Raw genomic sequence first — 20,449 nt, 5'->3', positions numbered from 1 at the left:
AAACGACGGCGACAATCACACTTCGGAATCATTGCCATCGCCTCCCTATTGTCGGAGGCGCGCTTTACGCTATGTTGACAATTAGTTCCTCAAATGTAACTAAAAGGTTAACTATAATGTCGAACACGTTCCGAATTTCTCTGCTTACCGCTACCGTACTGTTCTCTGCTTCTGCACTGTCTGCCCTGCCGCAGGGTTATCCTGCTGAGTATCAAAAAGTGGTTGATGCCGCCACGAAAGAGGGCAAGGTTGTTATTTACTCCACCACCGACATCAAAGCTGCCGGACCGCTGATCCAGGGCTTCGAAAAAACCTATCCAGGCATTAAAGTCGAATACAACGACATGAACAGCACCGAGCTGTACAACCGTTTCATCAGCGAACAGGCCTCCGGCGGCGTGAGCGGCGACGTGGTCTGGAGCTCCTCGATGGACACCGGCCTGAAGCTCGCCACCGACTACGCCATGGAGTATAAATCGCCGGAGCAAAGCCAGCTGCCGAAATGGGCGGTCTGGAAGGATAAGGCATACGGCACTACCTATGAGCCGGTGGTCTTTATCTACAACAAGCGTCTGATCCCGGCCGGCGACGTGCCGGACTCTCACGCCGCACTGGCGAAGCTGATTGCCAGCCAGACGGACAAATTCAAGAACAAAGTCACCACCTACGACATCGAAAAATCGGGTCTGGGCTTTATGCTTTCGGTGCAGGATCACAACGCCGATCCTAACTACTTCAAGACCCTGGCCGACGTCGCCAAAGGAGGCCTGTCGGTGCAGTCGTCTACCGGCACCATGATGGAGCGCGTCTCCTCCGGTGAAAACCTGATCGGCTTCAACATCCTCGGTTCCTACGCGGAAGCGCGCGCGAAGAACGATCCGTCGCTCGGCATTGCCTATCCAAAAGATTACACCCTGGTGCTGTCGCGCGTGTCGTTCATCAGCCAGCAATCGCAAAACAGCAACGCCGCGAAGCTGTGGCTTGACTATGTGCTGTCTGAGCAAGGGCAAAACATTCTGGCCAATCAGGCGGACATCCCCTCCATTCGTAACGATATCGAAGGCAAGAATGATATCGACGGCCTGACCAAAATCCTCGGCAACGCGCTGAAGCCAATTCCGGTTGATGAAACGCTGCTGGAATACCTGCAGCCGAAAAAACGCCTGGAGTACATCAAAGAGTGGCGTACCGCCGCCGGTAAATAAGAGTCTGAGCGCGGCGCAGGCCGCCGCGCTCCCTTATCGACTGAGTTCGTTTTTCTGGGCTGCAACACCAGGGATACCCCATGAATACATTACGCAGAAAGTGGCAAAGCCTGCCGCGAGGCATCGTCGTGCTGATAACCGCCCTGGTTATCTACACGCCGCTGTCGTTTATCGTGATACAGAGCTTCCTGTCCGCCCCGTTCTTTTCGCCGTCAAAAGAGTGGAGCTTTGAATCATTTGAATTTATTTTCACCGACCCTGATTTTTATAAGGCCCTGAAAAGCGGCTTTATTCTTGCTTTCGGGCTAGTCTTTATCTCAATCCCGCTGGGCGGCGTGCTGGCGTTTCTGATGGTACGCACCGACCTGCCCGGTCGCCGGTTGATTGAGCCGCTGATCCTGGTCCCGATTTTCGTTTCACCGATGGTGCTGGGCTTTGGCTACGTGGTGGCTGCCGGTCCGGTGGGCTTTCTCTCCCAGTGGGCTCAGGCGCTGATTGGCTTTGTGCCGTGGAACATCTACGACATGTCGAGCATTGTGGTCATCGCCGGCCTGACGCACGTCCCGCACGCCTATCTGTATATCTCGTCAGCGCTGCGCAGCGTGGGCTCCGATGTGGAAGAAGCCGCGCGCACAGCGGGCGCGTCGCCCTGGCAGGTGATGACCTCCGTCAGCCTGCCGATGGTGCGCCCGTCCATTCTGTACGCCACCGTGCTGCTGTTCTTCCTCGGGCTGGAGGTGTTCGGCCTGATGCTGGTACTCGGCGACCCGGAAGGCAATATGGTGCTGGCGACCTATCTCTATAAGCTGACGAACAAGATGGGCACCCCATCCTATAACCTGATGGCGGCGGTTGCCGTGGTGCTGATCTGCATCACCATCCCGCTGGTGATGCTCCAGCGTCGCCTGATGCGCACCGCCAACCGCTTCGTCACCATGAAGGGCAAGGCCTCGCAGGCCCGCGCGCTGCCGCTGGGTAAATGGCGCTGGGTGGCTGGCGCGGTGATTGCCTTCTGGCTCACCGTCACCATCGGCGTTCCGCTGCTCGGCGTGGTATTGCGCGCGTTTATCTCAAACTGGGGCGTTGGCGTTTCGCTGTGGGACGAGCTTTCTCTGAACACCTTCCGCACCATCTGGGCGCAGCCCAACCTGCTGCGCGCCATCGTCAACTCCATGGCGATTGGCGTGATTGGCGGCGCGCTGGCCGTGGTGTGCTACCTGTTTGTCGGCATTGCCATGCACCGTAAGCCGGACAACACCACGCGTTTCCTGGACTACAGCGTGCTGGTGCCGCGCGCCGTGCCTGGCCTGCTGGCGGGTCTGGCGTTCCTGTGGGTGTTCCTGTTCCTGCCGATGTGGCTGGATAACTCGCTGAAATCCGGCTGGCTTTCCGGGTTTGCCTGGACCGACTGGATGCGTGAAAACGTCATCGTCTGGCTGCGCTCGCTGCGCAGCACCATTTTCAGCGTCTGGCTGGCCTATACCGTGGTGTGGATGGCTTACGGGCTGAGGCTCATCTCTTCCACGCTGCTGCAGGTGGGACCGGAGCTTGAAGAGGCGGCGCGCAGCACCGGGGCGACGCGCGGGCAGATCACCCGCCACGTCACCATTCCGCTCTCCCGCTACGGTCTTATCGGTTCGTGGCTGCTGATGTTCCTGATCTTTGAGCGCGAATATTCAACGGGTGTGTACCTGCTTTCACCCGGCACGGAAACCATCGGATCGATGCTGGTTTCCCTCTGGGCCGCGGGTGCCATTGATATCGTGGCGGCGCTCTCTTTCATTAACATCCTGCTGGTCGTGGTAGGTCTGGGCATTGCCCTTCGTTTCGGAGTGAAAATACATGATTGAATTAGCGGTTGACGATCTGCACTTAACCTACGGCGACAATCCTGTTTTAAAAGGTGTCTCCATGAACCTGAAGCGCGGCGAAGTGGTCTCCCTGTTAGGCCCCTCCGGCAGCGGCAAAACCACCCTGCTCCGCGCCGTCGCGGGTCTGGAAAAACCGACCCAGGGGTCGATTGTGATTGGCAACAATAAAGTTTACGACGGCACGCCGCGCAGCGAGGTCCCGGCGGAAGAGCGTAACCTGGGGCTGGTGTTCCAGTCCTATGCTCTGTGGCCGCACAAAACCGTGTTTGAGAACGTGGCCTATCCGCTCAAGCTGCGCAAAGTCCCGGCCAAAGAGATCCAGCAGCGCGTTCAGGACGTGCTGGACCAGCTGGGTCTGGGCCATCTTGGCAAACGTCACCCGCACCAGCTCTCCGGTGGACAGCAGCAGCGCGTGGCGATCGGCCGGGCGCTGGTGTACAACCCGCCGGTAATTTTGCTGGACGAGCCGCTCTCTAACCTCGACGCCAAGCTGCGTGAAGAGGCCCGCGTGTTCCTGCGCGAGCTGATTATCAAGCTCGGGCTATCGGCACTGATGGTGACGCACGACCAGAACGAAGCGATGTCCATATCCGACCGCATCCTGCTGCTCAACAACGGCAAAATTGAGCAACAGGGCACGCCGCAGGAGATGTACGGCTCGCCGAAAACGCTGTTTACCGCCGAGTTTATGGGCAGCAACAATCGCCTGCACGGCAAGGTCACCGAAGTGCGCGACGGCAGAGCGCGTATCGAAGGAAAAGGCTGGGTGCTGTGGGGTCAGGCCGGTGAAGGGGTGCAGAGCGGTGATGAAGCCACGGCGGTGATCCGCGTCGAGCGCGTGGCGGTAGTCGAGGGGCCAGGGGAAAATCAGCTTGAGCTGCCGCTGCTTACCAGCATGTATCTCGGCGACCGCTGGGAATACCTGTTCCGCACGGTGGGAGATGATTTTGTCATTCGTGCGTATGGGCATGAGGTTCGGGATCCGCAGCACTGCCATCTTTCGCTGCCGGAGAAGCATGTTTGGGTGTTCCCGAAAGGGTGATGAGTCAATAATTAATCTGCCATGGCCCGGTAGCGATTCGCTTACCGGGTCTACAAAACAAAGAAATGCGCAGATGCCAGGATAGATGGCGCTAGCCATTATTGTTAAGGCATTCGGACTAAAATAGCCACCTGACACTTTTTTCCGTCCGTACGTATAACGGTTTAAGACTCCATATCAAAATGTTATTACAGAGCATATAAAGAAAATTTATGCGCCATATCCAGCATTTTTGAAAACTAATTGAACATGCTCCGTCAGTCCAACAAGATCTTCATAGGCGATTGGGCCAAAATCAGGATAATGGTTTTCAATATACTCGTTAACATCTTCCATACCTTCACTCGCTCTGAGATTTTTAACAAATGTAGGCAAAATACGATGATTAACACCAGTACCATACTCTTTCGGATGATGGGTCATACACCACTCAACTTTACCTTTATATGATTGAATCGCATCTTCCAGTAAGGTGATAACTTCTGGAACCTCTTTTTCAAAACGAAAACTGGTATAAGGAGGGTACTTAGAGCGATCAATTTTTTCAAAATGGTCATTTATCCATTCATCTTCAATACGGCTCTGATAATGTAACCACTCCAGTTTTCCAAGAGAACCAATGAAGTCCAACAAGATTGTTTCTTTCTTACCTATCGGAAACATTATTTTAACCCCTGTAATTTATCAGAGATCGTAACACTTCCCTGATTTATAGATTTGATATGTTTTTCCCAATCTCCTTTAGGAATCGGTTTTAAGGACACTCTTGGATCGTAAACATACTGACCATCGGTATAAACCTGATGGAAAGCTTGTTCATGTACAATTTTTCCATTTTCATACACATTTAAGTTGTACGGAGTCGTCGGCCTTGCTTCAATAATTTTCCCGTGCCCGCCAGCTGCATCGAGAAGCTTAGGTGCGATATCTGAGCAATCCGTACAATCTGTATTGCCTATCCAGGCAATAAACTTAGGTTCGTTCATTTTTTCAATAACACTCTGATTGGCTGGATAACCGGGATTTTCAGGGCGAACCTTTTCAAGGCCGGGGATCTTCTCGTTCTGATAGAAAAGATCATCCAGTGAAGGAGAATCCGGAACAGGCGTAGTTGTCGTCCAGCCATTATTGTTTGACGCTCCATCACCGTTGGTATTACCAGTATGATTTATCCCTCCGGTTGCTACACTATTATTCCCTGTGTTGGAGGGCGTATTTCCGGTTACAGTCTGGTCTCCACCAGTATTTGATGGTCCCGGGTTAATGACCTGCGTACCACCAGTACTGGTGATTGTCTTACCTGTCAGGGACTCATAGGCCGCTTTCTGAGCATCATTTAACTGACTGAGCTGGGAAGGATCATTGAGCGAGGCCACATAGATCAGATGTAACTGCTCATCTTGTGACAATGTATCCATTGCTGATGTGGATGCACCAATCCCCAGTAAAGCACCCAGACCACTGGCAACCAGGCGATCACGGCAAGCAGAAATTTTCAGACATCCCTGTGCAGCCAGTTTACCGCCCTGTATAACGACACCCAGCGAGTTATTCTCAACCTCCACCTTCGCCGTTTCTGACGCCGCCGCCGCCATGGAGACACTGCCATCCGTCACCGCAGCGCCCGCCAGACCACCCGCGATACTCACGAGGCTACTGACCAGCCGTTTTTCCTCTGGCGTCAGGTCACTGGATTTTTTATCTCCATACAGCGCACTGATCAGATGGTCGGTCATCGCCGAGGCCGTAATGGCTCCAATGGCACCAGCCTTCAGGCCATCCGCAGTGCTCCCGCCACTCAGCTGCGTCAGCGCTGCAGCTACAATACCGTGCAGCGCGGCACGGGCTGTCGGGTCTTTCTGCTCCTTGACCAGGGTCGCCAGCAGAGGGGCCGCCCCTGCTGCCGCGCCTGCCTTCAGGTTACCGCCAAGCGCACCTGCCAGTAATCCCGCCGCTGCGCTGCCCTTCGTCCAGAAGGCACTCCCCGGACCGTACTCGGTATTCTGATATCCGGGCTGCGTCTTCAGGAACGCTTCCTGCTCCTGCGGCGTATCGCCCTGCAGTTTCCCTTCAGATGCCAGCTTCGCGCCCAGCGCCGCATTGGATTCCCGCGCTTTCTGCTCCGCATACTTACCGTAAGCATCCAGCGCAGAGGTGGCCAGCGCCGCGCCTTCGCTCTGGACCGCCAGGTTATCCCTGACCTTCTGCACATCACCGTTCACGTCCACGCCGTGGTGGGCGTCAGCCGTATCACGGCTCAGGTCAGCAATATCCTGTTTCTGTCCCGCCGGGTTGCGAATGACAATGCTACCGCCACTCACCGCTGATGAGGTCGTCCCGGTGTGGCTCTCTTCTGCCTGGCCCGTACCGATTGCCGGTGCCAGGTTGCGGTTTTCACCGTTTCCGCTGCCGCCCGCGCTGCCGGAAAGCGCCACCGTGTAGCCGTTGCCGCTGGTCTGGCTCTCGTTGTGGAGATTACTGAAACCCAGCGTACCCGTGTCGAGGCTATTTTTATCTGCAGACGCCGTGGATGCAATCACCGCGCCGTCAAGCTGGGTATGATTTCCGGTGGTGACGGCAAAGCCGCCCTTGCCTGCGAATATCCCGCTCTGTTCAGCAACGCTCTTACCATTCTGGGTGATATTCTCACCCGATGCACTGACGCTACCGGAAGACGCACCATAACACAGTGGCGGTATGCACAGGCTGAGGGACGCGCCTGACGAAGACTGCTTGCTGTCATAACTGGCCGTATCCTGCACGCTGCTGATGGTGAGATCGCGCCCGGTATTCACCACCACACGATTACCTTCCAGCTCCGCACCTTTCAGGGTGGTGTCGCGTCCGCTGTTCACCGTAAGCTGTTCATCAGCATGGATAACACTGTTCGTATTGCGCTGCGACTGGCTGTTTTCCTGCCCCTTATGCTGTGACGCTCCCAGCTCCACCGAGATGCCGTTTTGCGCACCAATCAGGCTCACACCGACACCGACGCTGAACTGGCTGCCGCTGTTTTTACTCTCAGAGTGGGTTGTGTTCCGGGAGGCAGACAGCAGAATATCCAGCCCCGCATCCAGCGCCACCTGTTTACCCGCGATCTGTACCCCCACGCCAGCAATGTCATTTCCGGCACGGACAGAGACATTCTCACCGGCATTAATGGTGGTGCCCTGTGCCCCGGTGTTGGTCAGCGTGGAGCAGGGACGGCTGGTGATCGAACCGGTTAAGCTCTGACGGTTAAAGAGAAGATCCCGGCGCTGAGGCCGGGATTAGTCATAGTTATTAGAATGTTATTTCTCTGGATTGATATATGTATATCTACTATCTATTTCTAAACCAAGATCATTAGCTATTTTAAGTACTTGCGTGTATTCATCTCTACTAATCACAACATCAAAATCAGCGATGTGATCACATAGCGTTTCAAATGCTAATACGTTCTCTGAGAACCCAATATAATCAAGGGCAAAGTCAACTAGCGAAGGATCCAACCGATCCTTTAATCCTTCACCTAATAATCTAATTTTGTCATTAATATCCATCGCGCCCACACTATTTCTTAATTGGCCTTAAACCTGGAGGAGTCGGATTATTATCCGGGAACGCTGTTACTATTTTCCCACTAGCAGGCTCGTATACCACACGAACTCTAACACCCTCTCGCTCTTCCCAGGCAACCCATCTTGCTGGTCTTCCTGCATTTGTATACGCCCCGCCCGTTCCGGTCTGGGCAAACCATTTGGTATCGGGTGAAGTAGCTATATCACCCACAGCATGAACAACCTTGTCTGCTGACCAACTTTGAGGGAAAACTGTTTTTCCTGGATTTCCGGGATACAGATGTCCACCTTGCGTAGGGCTATCCCCATACAAAATATGCTGTTTCGCTTCCGGTGAAAGGATATCCACATATTTCTGGTTTGCAGGCGATAATCCAAGATCTGAGCTTGTTGGTGTAGGTAGCGAGCTACCTTTTCCTCCTTTCCCAATCCCAGCCGCTATCCCCGCTGCGCTGGTTCCGGCCACCTGCGCTAACGAGTTTATCGCAAGCTGCTTCGCCTCCGACGAATCACCCGACATCAGCGCATTATGAATAGCTGCATTTCTGTCCGCTTCAAGCTGCGGTAGCACTCCCTGAAGGTAGGCCCATTCCTGCTTCTCTTCTGTTGTCAGACTACCTGTGCTGTGAAGCTTATCACCAAGTTCGCCAAGACGATTTGCGTATGCCGTCTGCAGGCCGCCGACCTCATTAGCCTTATCAACACAGGCCTTTGCGCCTTTACACTCAACAACGCTCTTATGCTGCTCAGCATTGAGTTGCTTATATTTTTCGGTAATCCCTTTGTCACAGCCTGCATTACCCTGACACTCAGATAGCTCTTTAATGCGGTGCTGGTTCTGATCGACACCCAGCGAGTTATTCTCAACCTCCACCTTCGCCGTTTCTGACGCCGCCGCCGCCATGGAGACACTGCCATCCGTCACCGCAGCGCCCGCCAGACCACCCGCGATACTCACGAGGCTACTGACCAGCCGTTTTTCCTCTGGCGTCAGGTCACTGGATTTTTTATCTCCATACAGCGCACTGATCAGATGGTCGGTCATCGCCGAGGCCGTAATGGCTCCAATGGCACCAGCCTTCAGGCCATCCGCAGTGCTCCCGCCACTCAGCTGCGTCAGCGCTGCAGCTACAATACCGTGCAGCGCGGCACGGGCTGTCGGGTCTTTCTGCTCCTTGACCAGGGTCGCCAGCAGAGGGGCCGCCCCTGCTGCCGCGCCTGCCTTCAGGTTACCGCCAAGCGCACCTGCCAGTAATCCCGCCGCTGCGCTGCCCTTCGTCCAGAAGGCACTCCCCGGACCGTACTCGGTATTCTGATATCCGGGCTGCGTCTTCAGGAACGCTTCCTGCTCCTGCGGCGTATCGCCCTGCAGTTTCCCTTCAGATGCCAGCTTCGCGCCCAGCGCCGCATTGGATTCCCGCGCTTTCTGCTCCGCATACTTACCGTAAGCATCCAGCGCAGAGGTGGCCAGCGCCGCGCCTTCGCTCTGGACCGCCAGGTTATCCCTGACCTTCTGCACATCACCGTTCACGTCCACGCCGTGGTGGGCGTCAGCCGTATCACGGCTCAGGTCAGCAATATCCTGTTTCTGTCCCGCCGGGTTGCGAATGACAATGCTACCGCCACTCACCGCTGATGAGGTCGTCCCGGTGTGGCTCTCTTCTGCCTGGCCCGTACCGATTGCCGGTGCCAGGTTGCGGTTTTCACCGTTTCCGCTGCCGCCCGCGCTGCCGGAAAGCGCCACCGTGTAGCCGTTGCCGCTGGTCTGGCTCTCGTTGTGGAGATTACTGAAACCCAGCGTACCCGTGTCGAGGCTATTTTTATCTGCAGACGCCGTGGATGCAATCACCGCGCCGTCAAGCTGGGTATGATTTCCGGTGGTGACGGCAAAGCCGCCCTTGCCTGCGAATATCCCGCTCTGTTCAGCAACGCTCTTACCATTCTGGGTGATATTCTCACCCGATGCACTGACGCTAGGGGCTTCTGGTGAAGCGCAGGATGGATTGGTGGGTTGGCTGTTTACATTGTTGTGGGCAATGGGTACGAAACAGTGGCGGCCTGGCTCGGTGAATATCACCAGGTGATGGCAGACTTTCAGCCCGTTGTGTTAACATCGCCGTAGTAGCCCTGTGTCTGCTGGCGAATACAAAAATGTGCTTTTATGACATTTGATGAGGTGGCAACTTCAAAGGCCTGAAACCTGAAATTATGTGGTGAGCAGCCAAACTCATCCAAAATCCTTGAACAAGATAACTCACTTCAAATCCCCCCGAATGCTTTCCTTCTGTTGATGAAATAGCTGTTGTGTACCCCGCTTCGCATCAACACTCCGAAAAGCAATACCTTACAATTCCAGTCAAGTACTTATAAGATACAATATGTTAAATGGCTGTACAATTAGTGAACAGAGGCACTTCAAAACATCAAGTTATCTCCCTTGCCTCAGCCCAAAGCAGCATTGTGTAACTGCACTGTTTATTGCAGAGAGGCGTGTCGCTGAAGGCAGCACGTAGCGATATTTGGTGAAGAAAAGCGCTTTTCACCGAGGGCCTGGGCTGACGGTCTAACAGATCACCAACTGTTATGGGTACATTTTCGATAGAGGGATGTAAACTGAAGAACAGGACCCGACTAGACAGGTAAGTAAATGTATCCAATCAGCGATTTTGCGTACGGCATGCTTTCGATAGTCATTTTGTACGTTACAGTTGGCTTAATCTTCCAAGCGATCAAAAAACCCTTACTCGCATTAAGGATGGTCTTAATGATTGTGATCCCTTTGATTACAACTTGGAGCACTATTATTTTCGTGGATCGTCGCTTTAGTTCGATAGACGGGGACAGGACTGCACAGACATTAGTTTCCATCATTGTGGGGATACTGGTTTTTTTTCTCAGCAGCCACATCATTAGCAAGTTATTAGGATTTAAAAAGGATTGAAGCCGCTATAGGTCTTTACATGAGCATGGGCTGTAAAGGTCATTCTTAGTCACATCCTTTCGCACACTTAGATGTTAACTATATGTTATATCCAACCACCAAAACGACTAACGTAATCAGAAATTCTTATAGAGATTGCACGACATCATGTTGCGCAATTCTGCCCTCCCGTTGAAGAAATCAGCACTCGATCAAATTTTGAATTTTTTTTCTTAATTATTGACATGTCTTCCAAGCCTTATGCTGTGTAGGGTTTTGCATTTTTACCCTTTCACAACCTCAATTTAACGTCAAAATCAACCCTTGTGCTGAAAAGTTTCGATACTAGAATACTCACCATATAGGGGATAACTGATTCAAAACCCCTATATGTAGTGCCCGTATGTAATACGTAGGCATAAAAAAACCGGATTCAATTTATGAACCCGGTCCTTGAAGCATGACCACCGTGAGTTTGCAGACTCATAACGATAGTTAGCCTCGCCATCATTTCTGACGGCTTGATTGTGCCAGGCTTGGTTGGTTGTGTAAACCATAAGTTTTTACGCAAAAGGAATTACCATGCTTATTCAGAAGAAGCGAATTAGAAACATCAACAACTACATCACTGTTTTTGATGGCAGAGATGTATTTATCGCTCATGCACTGCCAAGCCAACAAAAGGGGCAATCAATTGGGTTCACTGCTAACCAATCTCTTGGAGAGGAAGTTCTTCCTCACATCGTTGGTGCAATAACTCGCTTCAACGCCAACGGGAAATCAGTGCCAGACAAAACGTTGCCTAAAGAAACAGCTTATCGGCAGGTATCATGGACATGGAAAAAATGGGTTGGTAGAGGCGAGACTGAAGAGGTCACTGAGACTCGAGAAATGGAGTATCAACGTTACCAGAGGATTTTCACTCCACCACCAAGTATCGAGTTGAAAATTGTTGAGAACTTGAATGGTCAAAAGCTAGTGATTTCACCTAAGTTGACTTTGACAGAAGAAAACAAAGACCTTGTAACACATTGCGTTAACTTGTTTTTAGAGTTATTTGGTCTTTGCGAAGTTGTTGACGAAGATCTCAACACTATCGTTACTACTCAATCTATAAAACTAAACTGGAGTCTCCTCCCTCAAGGACAATATCCTTGGACCACCATTGGTTCGCAAATTATGTCAGCTATCAAACCGAGAGGAAAAGGAAATGCTGCTGTTGTAGAGGGTAGACTTGAACTCATTAACAGTAAGGAACCTGATTTTGTTGCTGTCGGAAGAGCTGGCTTCCAGGGATATGTAATTTTTGGGTTTCCCAATCACAATACCTACGTATTGGAAAGCTCGCAATGTAACAACGCAACCTATATTTTTAACAACGATTGGCAACAATTATCCCAGCTAACTAAAGCTGAGATATTAGATGGAAATTTGCACCGCGCCAGAGTAATTCATCGAAGAAACTGGGCTGCTGAAATCCTCAGATACTTACCTTAACAGCCATGAGTGCGGGAGCTATGTCTCCCGCACTTTTCCTAATGATATACATTTAACTTCAGACAATAGAAGCCATAAAGCCCCGTTAGTGGTACAAGCAACAAGCGGAGCGTAACGACTTCATCAGGCCAACCTAGTTGGTTTCGCTTTGCGAAAGTCACCAGTGACCAAATCAGATTGTCAGAGGGATCACACCTTATCAGGGTGCTCGTGTACCTTTCGGAGCGTGAGCGAAGCGCTGGCAGAGCCGGATCTGTAGCTACCGGGGCATTACCACTATTCACCTGTTTACGTGGCTTATAGGGCCACACATCGGGCTTAAATGCGTGTGATCAATCTGTTCGGGAGTTATGCCAGGTATGCGGCTTTTTGTTCGTTGTTGTGCTGTCGCGGTAAGAACTTGGAACCACCGCCTGCGTGATGATATGCTCCCTTGTACCACAGACCAATCACGCGACAGGTGCGGGCGTAGAACAATGGGTAGTTTAAGTTGTACCTGCTAAAGCGGGGCAACGTAACTAACTGATAAATCATAACTTGTTGATTTATCAGGAGAATGGAGCGGGCGAAGGGAATCGAACCCTCGTATAGAGCTTGGGAAGCTCTCGTTCTACCATTGAACTACGCCCGCTTTGAGGTGCGTAAAGCATTATAGACTTTACGCACCTTCATACAAGCCTCTTCACAACTAACCGGCGATTAAATAATCACTTAGCACTTCAGCTTACTGCCGGGCGCAGGCAGATAGCGCTGCGGATCGATGGCCGTCGCCTTATAGCGGATCTGGAAATGCAGCTTCACTGAATCCGTACCGGTGCTGCCCATGGTGGCAATCTTCTGCCCTGCTTTGACGTTCTGCCCGTTGTTGACCAGCATCGTGTCGTTGTGAGCATAGGCCGTGATGTAGTCTTCACCATGTTTAATCATGATCAGGTTACCGTAGCCGCGCAGCTGGTTACCGACGTAAACCACCTTCCCGGCGCCGGAGGCATAAACCGGCGTACCGCGCGCAGCGGCGATATCAATACCCTTGTTGCCACCTTCAGAGAGTGAGTAAGGGGCGACCACTTTACCGCTGGCAGGCCAAATCCAGCAGCGCTGTCCAACCGGCGGCCATGACGATTGTGGCACCTGATAGGACGGCGTCACTTTGGCGGTTTTGCCTTTCGAAGAGGATTTTTTGCCCGAGGACGATCCGCCGCTAACCTTCAGCTGCTGCCCCACCTCGATGGTGTAAGGTGGCGAAAGATTATTCAGCCGCGCCAGATCCTTCACGCTGGTCCCCGTTGCGCGCGAAATCCGGTACAGGGTGTCCCCGCGCTTAACGGTGTAGACCGAACCGGAATAGCTTCCCGTATCCGAAGATTTGCTCCCTGAACAGCCCGCCAGCAATAGCGTCAGCGTCAGGCAAAAAATGGCGGTAATGGGGTTTCTCGTCAGGCTTCCTGCAAACAAAACAGATCCTCGGTCAGCGTGAATGGCGCACTATGATAACAGCCAAAACGAATAAGGGTCATGCCCTTTTCCGCTCTACGAGCCAAACCGTTCGTATAAGAATGCAGTATAATGCTTCGGCTGATGGTGCTGAACCACTCGGCATTTTGGCACTGGAGCATCAATGAGTATTCAAGAACACGTTATTTTGGTAAACGACCAGGGAATGGTGATTGGCACTCAGGAAAAATATGCCGCTCACACGTTACATACCCCGCTGCATCTGGCGTTCTCTTCCTGGCTTTTTAACGCAAAAGGGGAATGTCTGATCACCCGACGCGCCTTAAGCAAAAAAGCCTGGCCCGGCGTCTGGACCAACTCCGTTTGCGGCCACCCGCAGTCGGGCGAAGAGACAGTCCAGGCGATAATCCGCCGCTGCCGCTTTGAAGTGGGCGCTGAACTGACCGATATCACCGCCGTCGCCCCTGAATTTCGCTATCGGGAAACCGACCCGTCCGGGATCGTGGAAAATGAAATTTGCCCGGTATTCGCCGCCCGTATCACCAATGACGTGACGATAAACGAAGATGAAGTGATGGACTATCAGTGGGTTGAGCTGGAGGCGTTATTCCGCGCGCTGGACGCGACGCCCTGGGCCTTTAGCCCGTGGATGGTCATGGAAGCGACGACCGCCCGCGAAGAACTTAAAGCCTTCGCGGCGCAATAAAAAAGCCCCTTTCGGGGCTTTTTTTACATCTTAACGTCTTACTTCACCGGGCGCATCGCCGGGAAGAGGATCACGTCGCGGATGGTGTGGCTGTTGGTGAACAGCATAACCATACGGTCGATACCAATGCCCAGACCCGCCGTTGGTGGCAGACCGTGTTCCAGCGCCGTCACGTAGTCTTCGTCGAAGAACATCGCTTCGTCGTCGCCTGCCGCTTTCGCGTCAACCTGGTCCTGGAAACGCTGAGCCTGGTCTTCCGCATCGTTCAACTCGCTAAAGCCGTTACCGATTTCACGGCCGCCGATGAAGAATTCGAAGCGGTCAGTGATTTCCGGGTTCTGGTCATTACGACGCGCCAGAGGAGAGACTTCCGCCGGGTATTCGGTGATGAAGGTCGGCTGAATCAGGTGCGCTTCGGCCACTTCTTCGAAGATCTCGGTCACGATACGGCCCAGACCCCAGCTCTTCTCAACCTTGATACCGATGCTTTCCGCGATCGCTTTCGCAGAATCGAAGTTATCCAGATCCGCCATGTTGGTTTCCGGACGGTACTTCTTGATCGCTTCGCGCATGGTCAGTTTTTCGAACGGCTTGCCGAAGTCGAAGACTTCTTCACCGTAAGGGACCTGCGTGGTGCCCAGAATATCCTGCGCCAGGGTACGGAACAGGGATTCGGTCAGCTCGATCAGATCTTTGTAATCCGCATACGCCATGTAGAGTTCCATCATGGTGAACTCTGGGTTATGGCGAACGGAGATACCTTCGTTACGGAAGTTACGGTTGATCTCGAACACGCGGTCAAAACCACCGACCACCAGGCGCTTCAGGTACAGTTCCGGCGCGATACGCAGGTACATGTCCAGGTCCAGGGCGTTGTGATGGGTGATGAACGGACGCGCAGACGCGCCGCCAGGGATCACCTGCATCATCGGGGTTTCCACTTCCATAAAGTCGCGGTTGACCATGAACTGGCGGATACCGGCCATGATCTGGGAGCGAATTTTAAAGGTCTTGCGGGATTCATCGTTAGAGATGAGATCCAGGTAGCGCTGACGATAGCGCGCTTCCTGATCCTGCAGGCCGTGGAATTTGTCCGGCAGCGGGCGCAGGGCTTTGGTCAACAGACGCAGCTCGGTGCAATGGATAGAAAGTTCACCGGTCTTGGTTTTGAACAGTTTACCTTTCGCGCCCAGGATATCGCCCAGATCCCACTTCTTGAACTGCTCGTTGTAGATGCCTTCCGGAAGATCGTCACGGGAAACGTACAGCTGAATGCGGCCGCCAACGTCCTGCAGGGTCACGAAGGAGGCTTTACCCATGATACGACGGGTCATCATGCGGCCTGCAACGGCCACTTCAACGTTCAGCGCTTCCAGCTCTTCGTTCTCTTTCGCGTCGAAGTCAGCGTGCAGTTGGTCTGAGGTATGGTCACGACGAAAATCGTTCGGGAACGGCACGCCCTGCTCGCGCAGCGCTGCCAGCTTCTCGCGGCGGGTTTTAAGTTCGTTGTTAAGATCGACTACCGCGTCAGCGCCCTGTGCTTGTTGTTCAGACATGTTGGTTCCTCATAACCCTGCTTTCAAACTTGCTTCGATAAATTGGTCCAGGCTGCCGTCCAGCACCGCCTGCGTGTTGCGGGTTTCAACCCCGGTACGCAGGTCTTTGATGCGGGAGTCATCAAGGACGTAAGAACGGATCTGGCTGCCCCAGCCGATGTCAGACTTGTTGTCTTCCATCGCCTGTTTCTCAGCATTTTTCTTCTGCATCTCCAGCTCATAAAGCTTCGCTTTCATCTGCTTCATGGCCTGGTCTTTGTTCTTATGCTGGGAACGGTCGTTCTGGCATTGCGTGACCAGCCCGGTTGGAATGTGGGTAATACGCACCGCCGATTCCGTACGGTTAACGTGCTGACCGCCCGCGCCGGATGCGCGGTAAACGTCGATACGCAGGTCCGCCGGGTTAATTTCGATATCAATATCTTCGTCAACTTCCGGGTAAACAAACGCGGAGCTGAAGGAGGTATGACGGCGGCCGCCGGAGTCGAACGGGCTCTTACGTACCAGGCGGTGAACGCCGGTTTCGGTACGCAGCCAGCCGTAGGCGTAATCGCCAATGATCTTGATGGTGACGGATTTCAGACCCGCTACTTCACCTTCAGACTCTTCGATAATTTCGGTTTTGAAGCCGCGCGCTTCTGCCCAACGCAGGTACATACGCGTCAGCATGCTGGCCCAGTCCTGCGCTTCGGTACCGCCGGAACCTGCCTGAATATCGAGATAGCAGTCAGCGCTGTCGTATTCGCCGGAGAACATGCGACGGAATTCAAGCTGCGCCAGCTTCTCTTCCAGCACGTCGAGTTCTGCCACGGCTTCGTTAAAGGTTTCTTCGTCGTCAGCTTCGACGGCCAGCTCCAGCAAACCGGAAACATCTTCCAGCCCCTGGGCCATTTGATCCAGCGTATCTACGATAGCTTCGAGAGAGGAACGCTCTTTACCCAGCGCCTGGGCGCGTTCAGGTTCGTTCCAGACGTCCGGCTGTTCCAGCTCGGCGTTTACTTCTTCAAGACGCTCTTTCTTGGCATCGTAGTCAAAGATACCCCCTAAGAACGTCAGAGCGCTCCGTGAGGTCCTGAATACGGTTTTTTACCGGATTAATTTCAAACATGGTCTGTTTTCTTTTATGGACTTGTCAAAATGCGGTGATAAGAGCGGGATTGTACCGAATCCACGCCCTTTTTTATAGAGATTACTGCCGCTAAATTGGCCAGATATTGTCGATGATGATCTGAAGGGTGCGGTTACCGCGAAACTCGTTGATGTCCAGTTTGTACGCCAGCTCGACCTCGCGCACGCCGTTGTCCGGCCAGATGGAGGTATCGACGTTAAAAGCAATGCCGTCCAGAAGCGGTCCACCGCCCACGGGCTCGACCATCACTTTCAGATGACGTTCGCCGACAATGCGCTGCTGCAGCAGGCGGAATCGCCCGTCAAACAGAGGTTCCGGGAACATCTGCCCCCACGGGCCGGCATCGCGCAGCATTTGCGCCACGTCCATCGTCATCTCAAGCGGTGAAAGCTCGCCATCGGACACCACTTCCCCCTGAAGCAGGGCCGGGTCAATCCAGTCGGTGACCAGCTCGCCGAACAGGCGCTGGAACTCGTCGAATTTCGCCTCTTCCAGCGACAGGCCAGCCGCCATCGCATGGCCGCCGAACTTGATCATCAGACCTGGATACAGCGTATCGAGACGCTCCAGCGCATCGCGCATGTGCAGCCCCTGGATTGAGCGGCCAGAGCCTTTCAGCGTGCCATCACCCGTGGGGGCGAACGCGATCACCGGCCGGTGGAAACGTTCTTTAATACGCGACGCCAGAATGCCCACCACGCCCTGATGCCACTCGGGATGGTACATCGCCAGGCCGCCCGGCAGCGTATCGCCGCTGCGTTCAAGCTTTTCGCACAGGGTCAGCGCTTCGGCCTGCATCCCCTGCTCAATCTCTTTGCGTGTCTGGTTCAGGGCGTCCAGCTCGTTGGCCAGCACGCGCGCTTCACCGATGTTGTCGCACAGCAGCAGCGCCACGCCGACGGACATATCGTCCAGTCTTCCGGCCGCGTTCAGGCGCGGCCCGAGCGCAAAGCCCAAATCGCTTGCCGCCAGCTTGAGCGGATCGCGGTTGGCTATTTCCAGCAGCGCCTTGATCCCCGGCCGGCACTTGCCCGCGCGAATGCGGCTTAGGCCCTGCCAGGTCAAAATGCGGTTATTGGTATCGAGCGGTACCACGTCCGCGACGGTGCCCAGCGCCACCAGATCGAGATATTCCGCCAGGTTCGGTACGGCAATACCGCGGGATTCGAACCAGCCCTTATCGCGCAGCAGAGTCCGTAACGCCAGCATCAGATAAAACGCCACGCCTACGCCCGCAAGGGATTTCGATGGGAAATCGCAGTCGCGCAGGTTGGGATTAATAATCGCTTTCGCATCCGGCAGCGTTTCGCCCGGCAGGTGGTGATCGGTAACCAGCACCGGGATCCCCAGAGCGTGAGCATGATCGACCCCCGCATGGGAAGAGATCCCGTTATCGACGGTCATGATCATCTGCGCACCGCGGGCATGGGCCTGATCGACCACTTCCGGGCTGAGTCCGTAGCCGTCTTCAAAACGGTTAGGCACCAGATACGTGACGTTATCGCAGCCCAGCGCGCGCAGGCTGAGCACGCTCAGCGCGGTGCTGGTTGCGCCGTCGGCGTCGAAATCCCCTACCACCACAATCCGCGTTCCTTCACGCAGCGCGTTGTAGAGCATTTCGGTAGCTTTTTCGATACCGCTCAGCTGCTGCCAGGGCAGCATCCCTTTCACGCTGCGCTCAAGATCCTCAGCGCGACGCACGCCGCGGCTGGCGTAGAGGCGCTTAAGCAGCGCCGGGAGATCGTCTGGCAAATCAACCGGTTCAACCGCCTCGCGGCGGCGCAATTTTATCGGGGCTTTCACGCGGATTATTTACCACCAAACTGTTTCTGGTGCGCGTCGAGGAACTCTTTCATCTCTTTTGGCCCCTGATAGCCCGGAACGACATAGCCATTGCTCAGGACAATCGCTGGCGTACCGCTCACGCCAAACTGCACGCCGAGCGCGTAGTGGTTAGCGATATCAATGTCGCAGGAGGCCGGCTTAACGCCTTTGCCGTTCATCGCGTCGTCAAACGCTTTGTTGCGGTCTTTCGCACACCAGATAGCCTTCATGTCCTGCTCGGGCTGGCTCTGCACGCCCGCGCGCGGGAAGGCCAGGTAACGCACGGTAATACCCAGCGCGTTGTAGTCTTTCATCTCTTCATGCAGCTTGTGGCAGTAGCCGCAGGTGATGTCGGTGAAAACGGTAATAACGTGTTTTTCCTGCGCCGCTTTATAGACGATCATCTCTTTTTCGAGCGCGTTCAGGTTTTTCATCAGCAGCTGGTTGGTGACGTTCACCGGCTGCGCGCCGCTCACGTCGTACATTGGCCCCTGAATAATGTGTTTGCCGTCTTCGGTGACGTACAGCACGCCGCTGTTGGTCAGTACCGTTTTCATCCCAGCAACCGGTGCAGGCTGAATATCGCTGCCGGTGACGCCAAGCTTAGCCAGCGACTGTTTGATGGCGGCATCGTCCGCATGGGCGAAACCGGTAAATGAGGCTGCCAGCAGGGTGAACAGCGCGAAAGACTTTTTCATATGTGATCCTGTTACAATTCGTCGGCACTCACGCTCGAGGGTGGTGCTGTTGGTGTAGCTGCCGCAGGCGTTCCGTCGCGACATGGGTGTAAATTTGCGTCGTGGAAAGATCGCTGTGTCCCAGCAGCATCTGCACCACGCGTAAATCAGCGCCGTGGTTGAGCAGATGCGTCGCGAAGGCGTGACGCAATACGTGCGGCGAAAGCTTTTCACTGTCGATACCCGCCAGTGTGGCGTAATGCTTAATGCGATGCCAGAACGTTTGCCGCGTCATCTGCTGGGCGCGCTGGCTCGGAAACAGGACGTCGATAGACGTACCATTGAGCAGCCACGGACGGCCATGCTCCAGGTACGTTTCCAGCCAGTAAACCGCCTCTTCCCCCAGCGGAACCAGCCTTTCCTTATTTCCTTTACCAATGACGCGCACCACGCCCTGACGCAGGCTGATGTCGCTCATCGTCAGGCCAACCAGTTCCGAAACGCGCAAGCCGGTAGCATACAATAGCTCAAGCATGGCTTTATCGCGTAACTCCAGCGGCAGGTCAACAGCCGGTGACTGTAATAATCTCTCAACTTGTGCTTCGCTGAGATCTTTCGGCAGCCGCTGCGGAAGCTTAGGGGAAGCCAGCAGCGCGCTTGGATCGTCTTCGCGAATCTTCTCACGGTAGAGATGCTGGAACAGCCGACGCATGGCGCTGAGCAAACGAGCGGAACTGGTGGCTTTGTACCCCCCTTCTACACGTTCACCGAGCAGCGCCTGTAGGTCGTCGCTTTGCGCGCTCGCCAGCGAGAGCTGCCGACGGGCCAGCCACTCCACCAGCATGGTAAGATCGCGCCGGTAGGCGCTGAGCGTATTCTCGGCCAGATTTTTCTCCAGCCACAGCGCGTCGAGAAACTGTTCGATCAGTGCGAGATCCTTTTCCACATCAGCCCCTTTGATTCTGCAGTCAGGCCATTATGCCTGATTGCGACCGGTTTCTGGTACA

Annotated in this window: 15 protein-coding genes and 1 tRNA gene; 5 read left to right on the top strand and 11 right to left on the bottom strand. The window is 54.1% G+C overall.

Annotation, left to right across the window (positions count from 1 at the left end; genetic code table 11):
• Nucleotides 1-116 precede the first annotated feature (116 nt).
• From AC4IBF_RS03910 to AC4IBF_RS03900, 3 genes are all read left to right on the top strand, one after another.
• The gene (locus tag AC4IBF_RS03910) at nt 117-1,205 is read left to right on the top strand and encodes an ABC transporter substrate-binding protein (protein ID WP_045909906.1); all 1,089 of its coding nucleotides are present in this window, start codon (nt 117-119) and stop codon (nt 1,203-1,205) included.
• An 80-nt stretch (nt 1,206-1,285) separates the two neighbouring features.
• On the top strand, nt 1,286-3,055 hold the full coding sequence (locus AC4IBF_RS03905) for an ABC transporter permease (RefSeq protein WP_023333293.1): 1,770 nt from the start codon (nt 1,286-1,288) through the stop codon (nt 3,053-3,055).
• Nucleotides 3,048-4,118, top strand: coding sequence for an ABC transporter ATP-binding protein (locus AC4IBF_RS03900; RefSeq protein ID WP_023326018.1), 1,071 nt, complete (start codon nt 3,048-3,050; stop codon nt 4,116-4,118). The genes AC4IBF_RS03905 and AC4IBF_RS03900 overlap by 8 nt, the downstream gene beginning before the upstream one ends.
• 210 nt (nt 4,119-4,328) lie before the next feature.
• Here the strand turns inward: AC4IBF_RS03900 and AC4IBF_RS03895 are convergent, their stop codons facing one another.
• The 4 genes from AC4IBF_RS03895 to AC4IBF_RS03880 form a co-directional block, all read right to left on the bottom strand.
• A complete protein-coding gene (locus AC4IBF_RS03895; protein WP_136195108.1) occupies nt 4,329-4,781 on the bottom strand; it encodes a hypothetical protein in 453 nt (150 codons plus the stop codon).
• A complete protein-coding gene (locus tag AC4IBF_RS03890; RefSeq protein ID WP_491463312.1) occupies nt 4,781-7,279 on the bottom strand; it encodes a hemagglutinin repeat-containing protein in 2,499 nt (832 codons plus the stop codon). The genes AC4IBF_RS03895 and AC4IBF_RS03890 overlap by 1 nt, the downstream gene beginning before the upstream one ends.
• A gap of 129 nt (nt 7,280-7,408) precedes the next feature.
• A complete protein-coding gene (locus tag AC4IBF_RS03885; protein ID WP_133295100.1) occupies nt 7,409-7,660 on the bottom strand; it encodes a MafI family immunity protein in 252 nt (83 codons plus the stop codon).
• Nucleotides 7,661-7,670: 10 nt separating this feature from the next.
• A complete protein-coding gene (locus tag AC4IBF_RS03880; RefSeq protein WP_338128013.1) occupies nt 7,671-9,755 on the bottom strand; it encodes an EndoU domain-containing protein in 2,085 nt (694 codons plus the stop codon).
• 1,425 nt (nt 9,756-11,180) lie between these two features.
• On the opposite strand from AC4IBF_RS03880, the gene AC4IBF_RS03875 reads away from it, so the two are divergent.
• Entirely contained in the window at nt 11,181-12,095 is a 915-nt protein-coding gene (locus AC4IBF_RS03875) for a hypothetical protein (RefSeq protein WP_046092646.1), read from the top strand.
• Between the two features lie 557 nt (nt 12,096-12,652).
• On the opposite strand, the gene AC4IBF_RS03870 is transcribed toward AC4IBF_RS03875, so the two are convergent.
• Both AC4IBF_RS03870 and actS read right to left on the bottom strand, forming a co-directional pair.
• A tRNA-Gly gene (locus AC4IBF_RS03870) sits at nt 12,653-12,726 on the bottom strand.
• 80 nt (nt 12,727-12,806) lie between these two features.
• Complete coding sequence (gene actS, locus AC4IBF_RS03865) at nt 12,807-13,550, bottom strand: amidase activator ActS (RefSeq protein WP_252093428.1); 744 nt, start codon at nt 13,548-13,550, stop codon at nt 12,807-12,809.
• A gap of 163 nt (nt 13,551-13,713) precedes the next feature.
• Between actS and idi the strand changes: the two genes are divergently transcribed.
• Nucleotides 13,714-14,256: an isopentenyl-diphosphate Delta-isomerase gene (idi, locus tag AC4IBF_RS03860; protein WP_133295107.1), complete on the top strand. Its 543-nt coding sequence runs from the start codon at nt 13,714-13,716 to the stop codon at nt 14,254-14,256.
• A gap of 38 nt (nt 14,257-14,294) precedes the next feature.
• Here idi and lysS read toward each other — a convergent pair whose 3' ends face one another.
• The 5 genes from lysS to xerD all read right to left on the bottom strand — a co-directional run bounded on the left by lysS (nt 14,295) and on the right by xerD (nt 20,388).
• Nucleotides 14,295-15,812: a lysine--tRNA ligase gene (gene lysS / locus AC4IBF_RS03855; protein ID WP_021242046.1), complete on the bottom strand. Its 1,518-nt coding sequence runs from the start codon at nt 15,810-15,812 to the stop codon at nt 14,295-14,297.
• A gap of 9 nt (nt 15,813-15,821) precedes the next feature.
• Nucleotides 15,822-16,920 (bottom strand): peptide chain release factor 2 gene (prfB, locus tag AC4IBF_RS03850; protein WP_096151315.1). Its coding sequence is split into 2 segments (ribosomal slippage): nt 15,822-16,844 and nt 16,846-16,920, totalling 1,098 coding nucleotides; the frame shifts between segments, so codons are not numbered across the junction.
• 90 nt (nt 16,921-17,010) lie between these two features.
• Nucleotides 17,011-18,744 carry a single-stranded-DNA-specific exonuclease RecJ gene (gene recJ, locus AC4IBF_RS03845; RefSeq protein ID WP_491463161.1) on the bottom strand — a complete coding sequence of 578 codons (1,734 nt, stop codon included), beginning with the start codon at nt 18,742-18,744 and terminating at the stop codon, nt 17,011-17,013.
• Nucleotides 18,745-18,749: 5 nt separating this feature from the next.
• Entirely contained in the window at nt 18,750-19,463 is a 714-nt protein-coding gene (dsbC, locus tag AC4IBF_RS03840; protein WP_029740340.1) for a bifunctional protein-disulfide isomerase/oxidoreductase DsbC, read from the bottom strand.
• 28 nt (nt 19,464-19,491) lie between these two features.
• Nucleotides 19,492-20,388: a site-specific tyrosine recombinase XerD gene (gene xerD, locus AC4IBF_RS03835; protein WP_133295109.1), complete on the bottom strand. Its 897-nt coding sequence runs from the start codon at nt 20,386-20,388 to the stop codon at nt 19,492-19,494.
• Between the last annotated feature and the right edge of the window lie 61 nt (nt 20,389-20,449).

The organism is Enterobacter sp. Taxon_8 (assembly GCF_058354585.1).
This window is presented reverse-complemented; position numbering and strand designations above follow the sequence as displayed.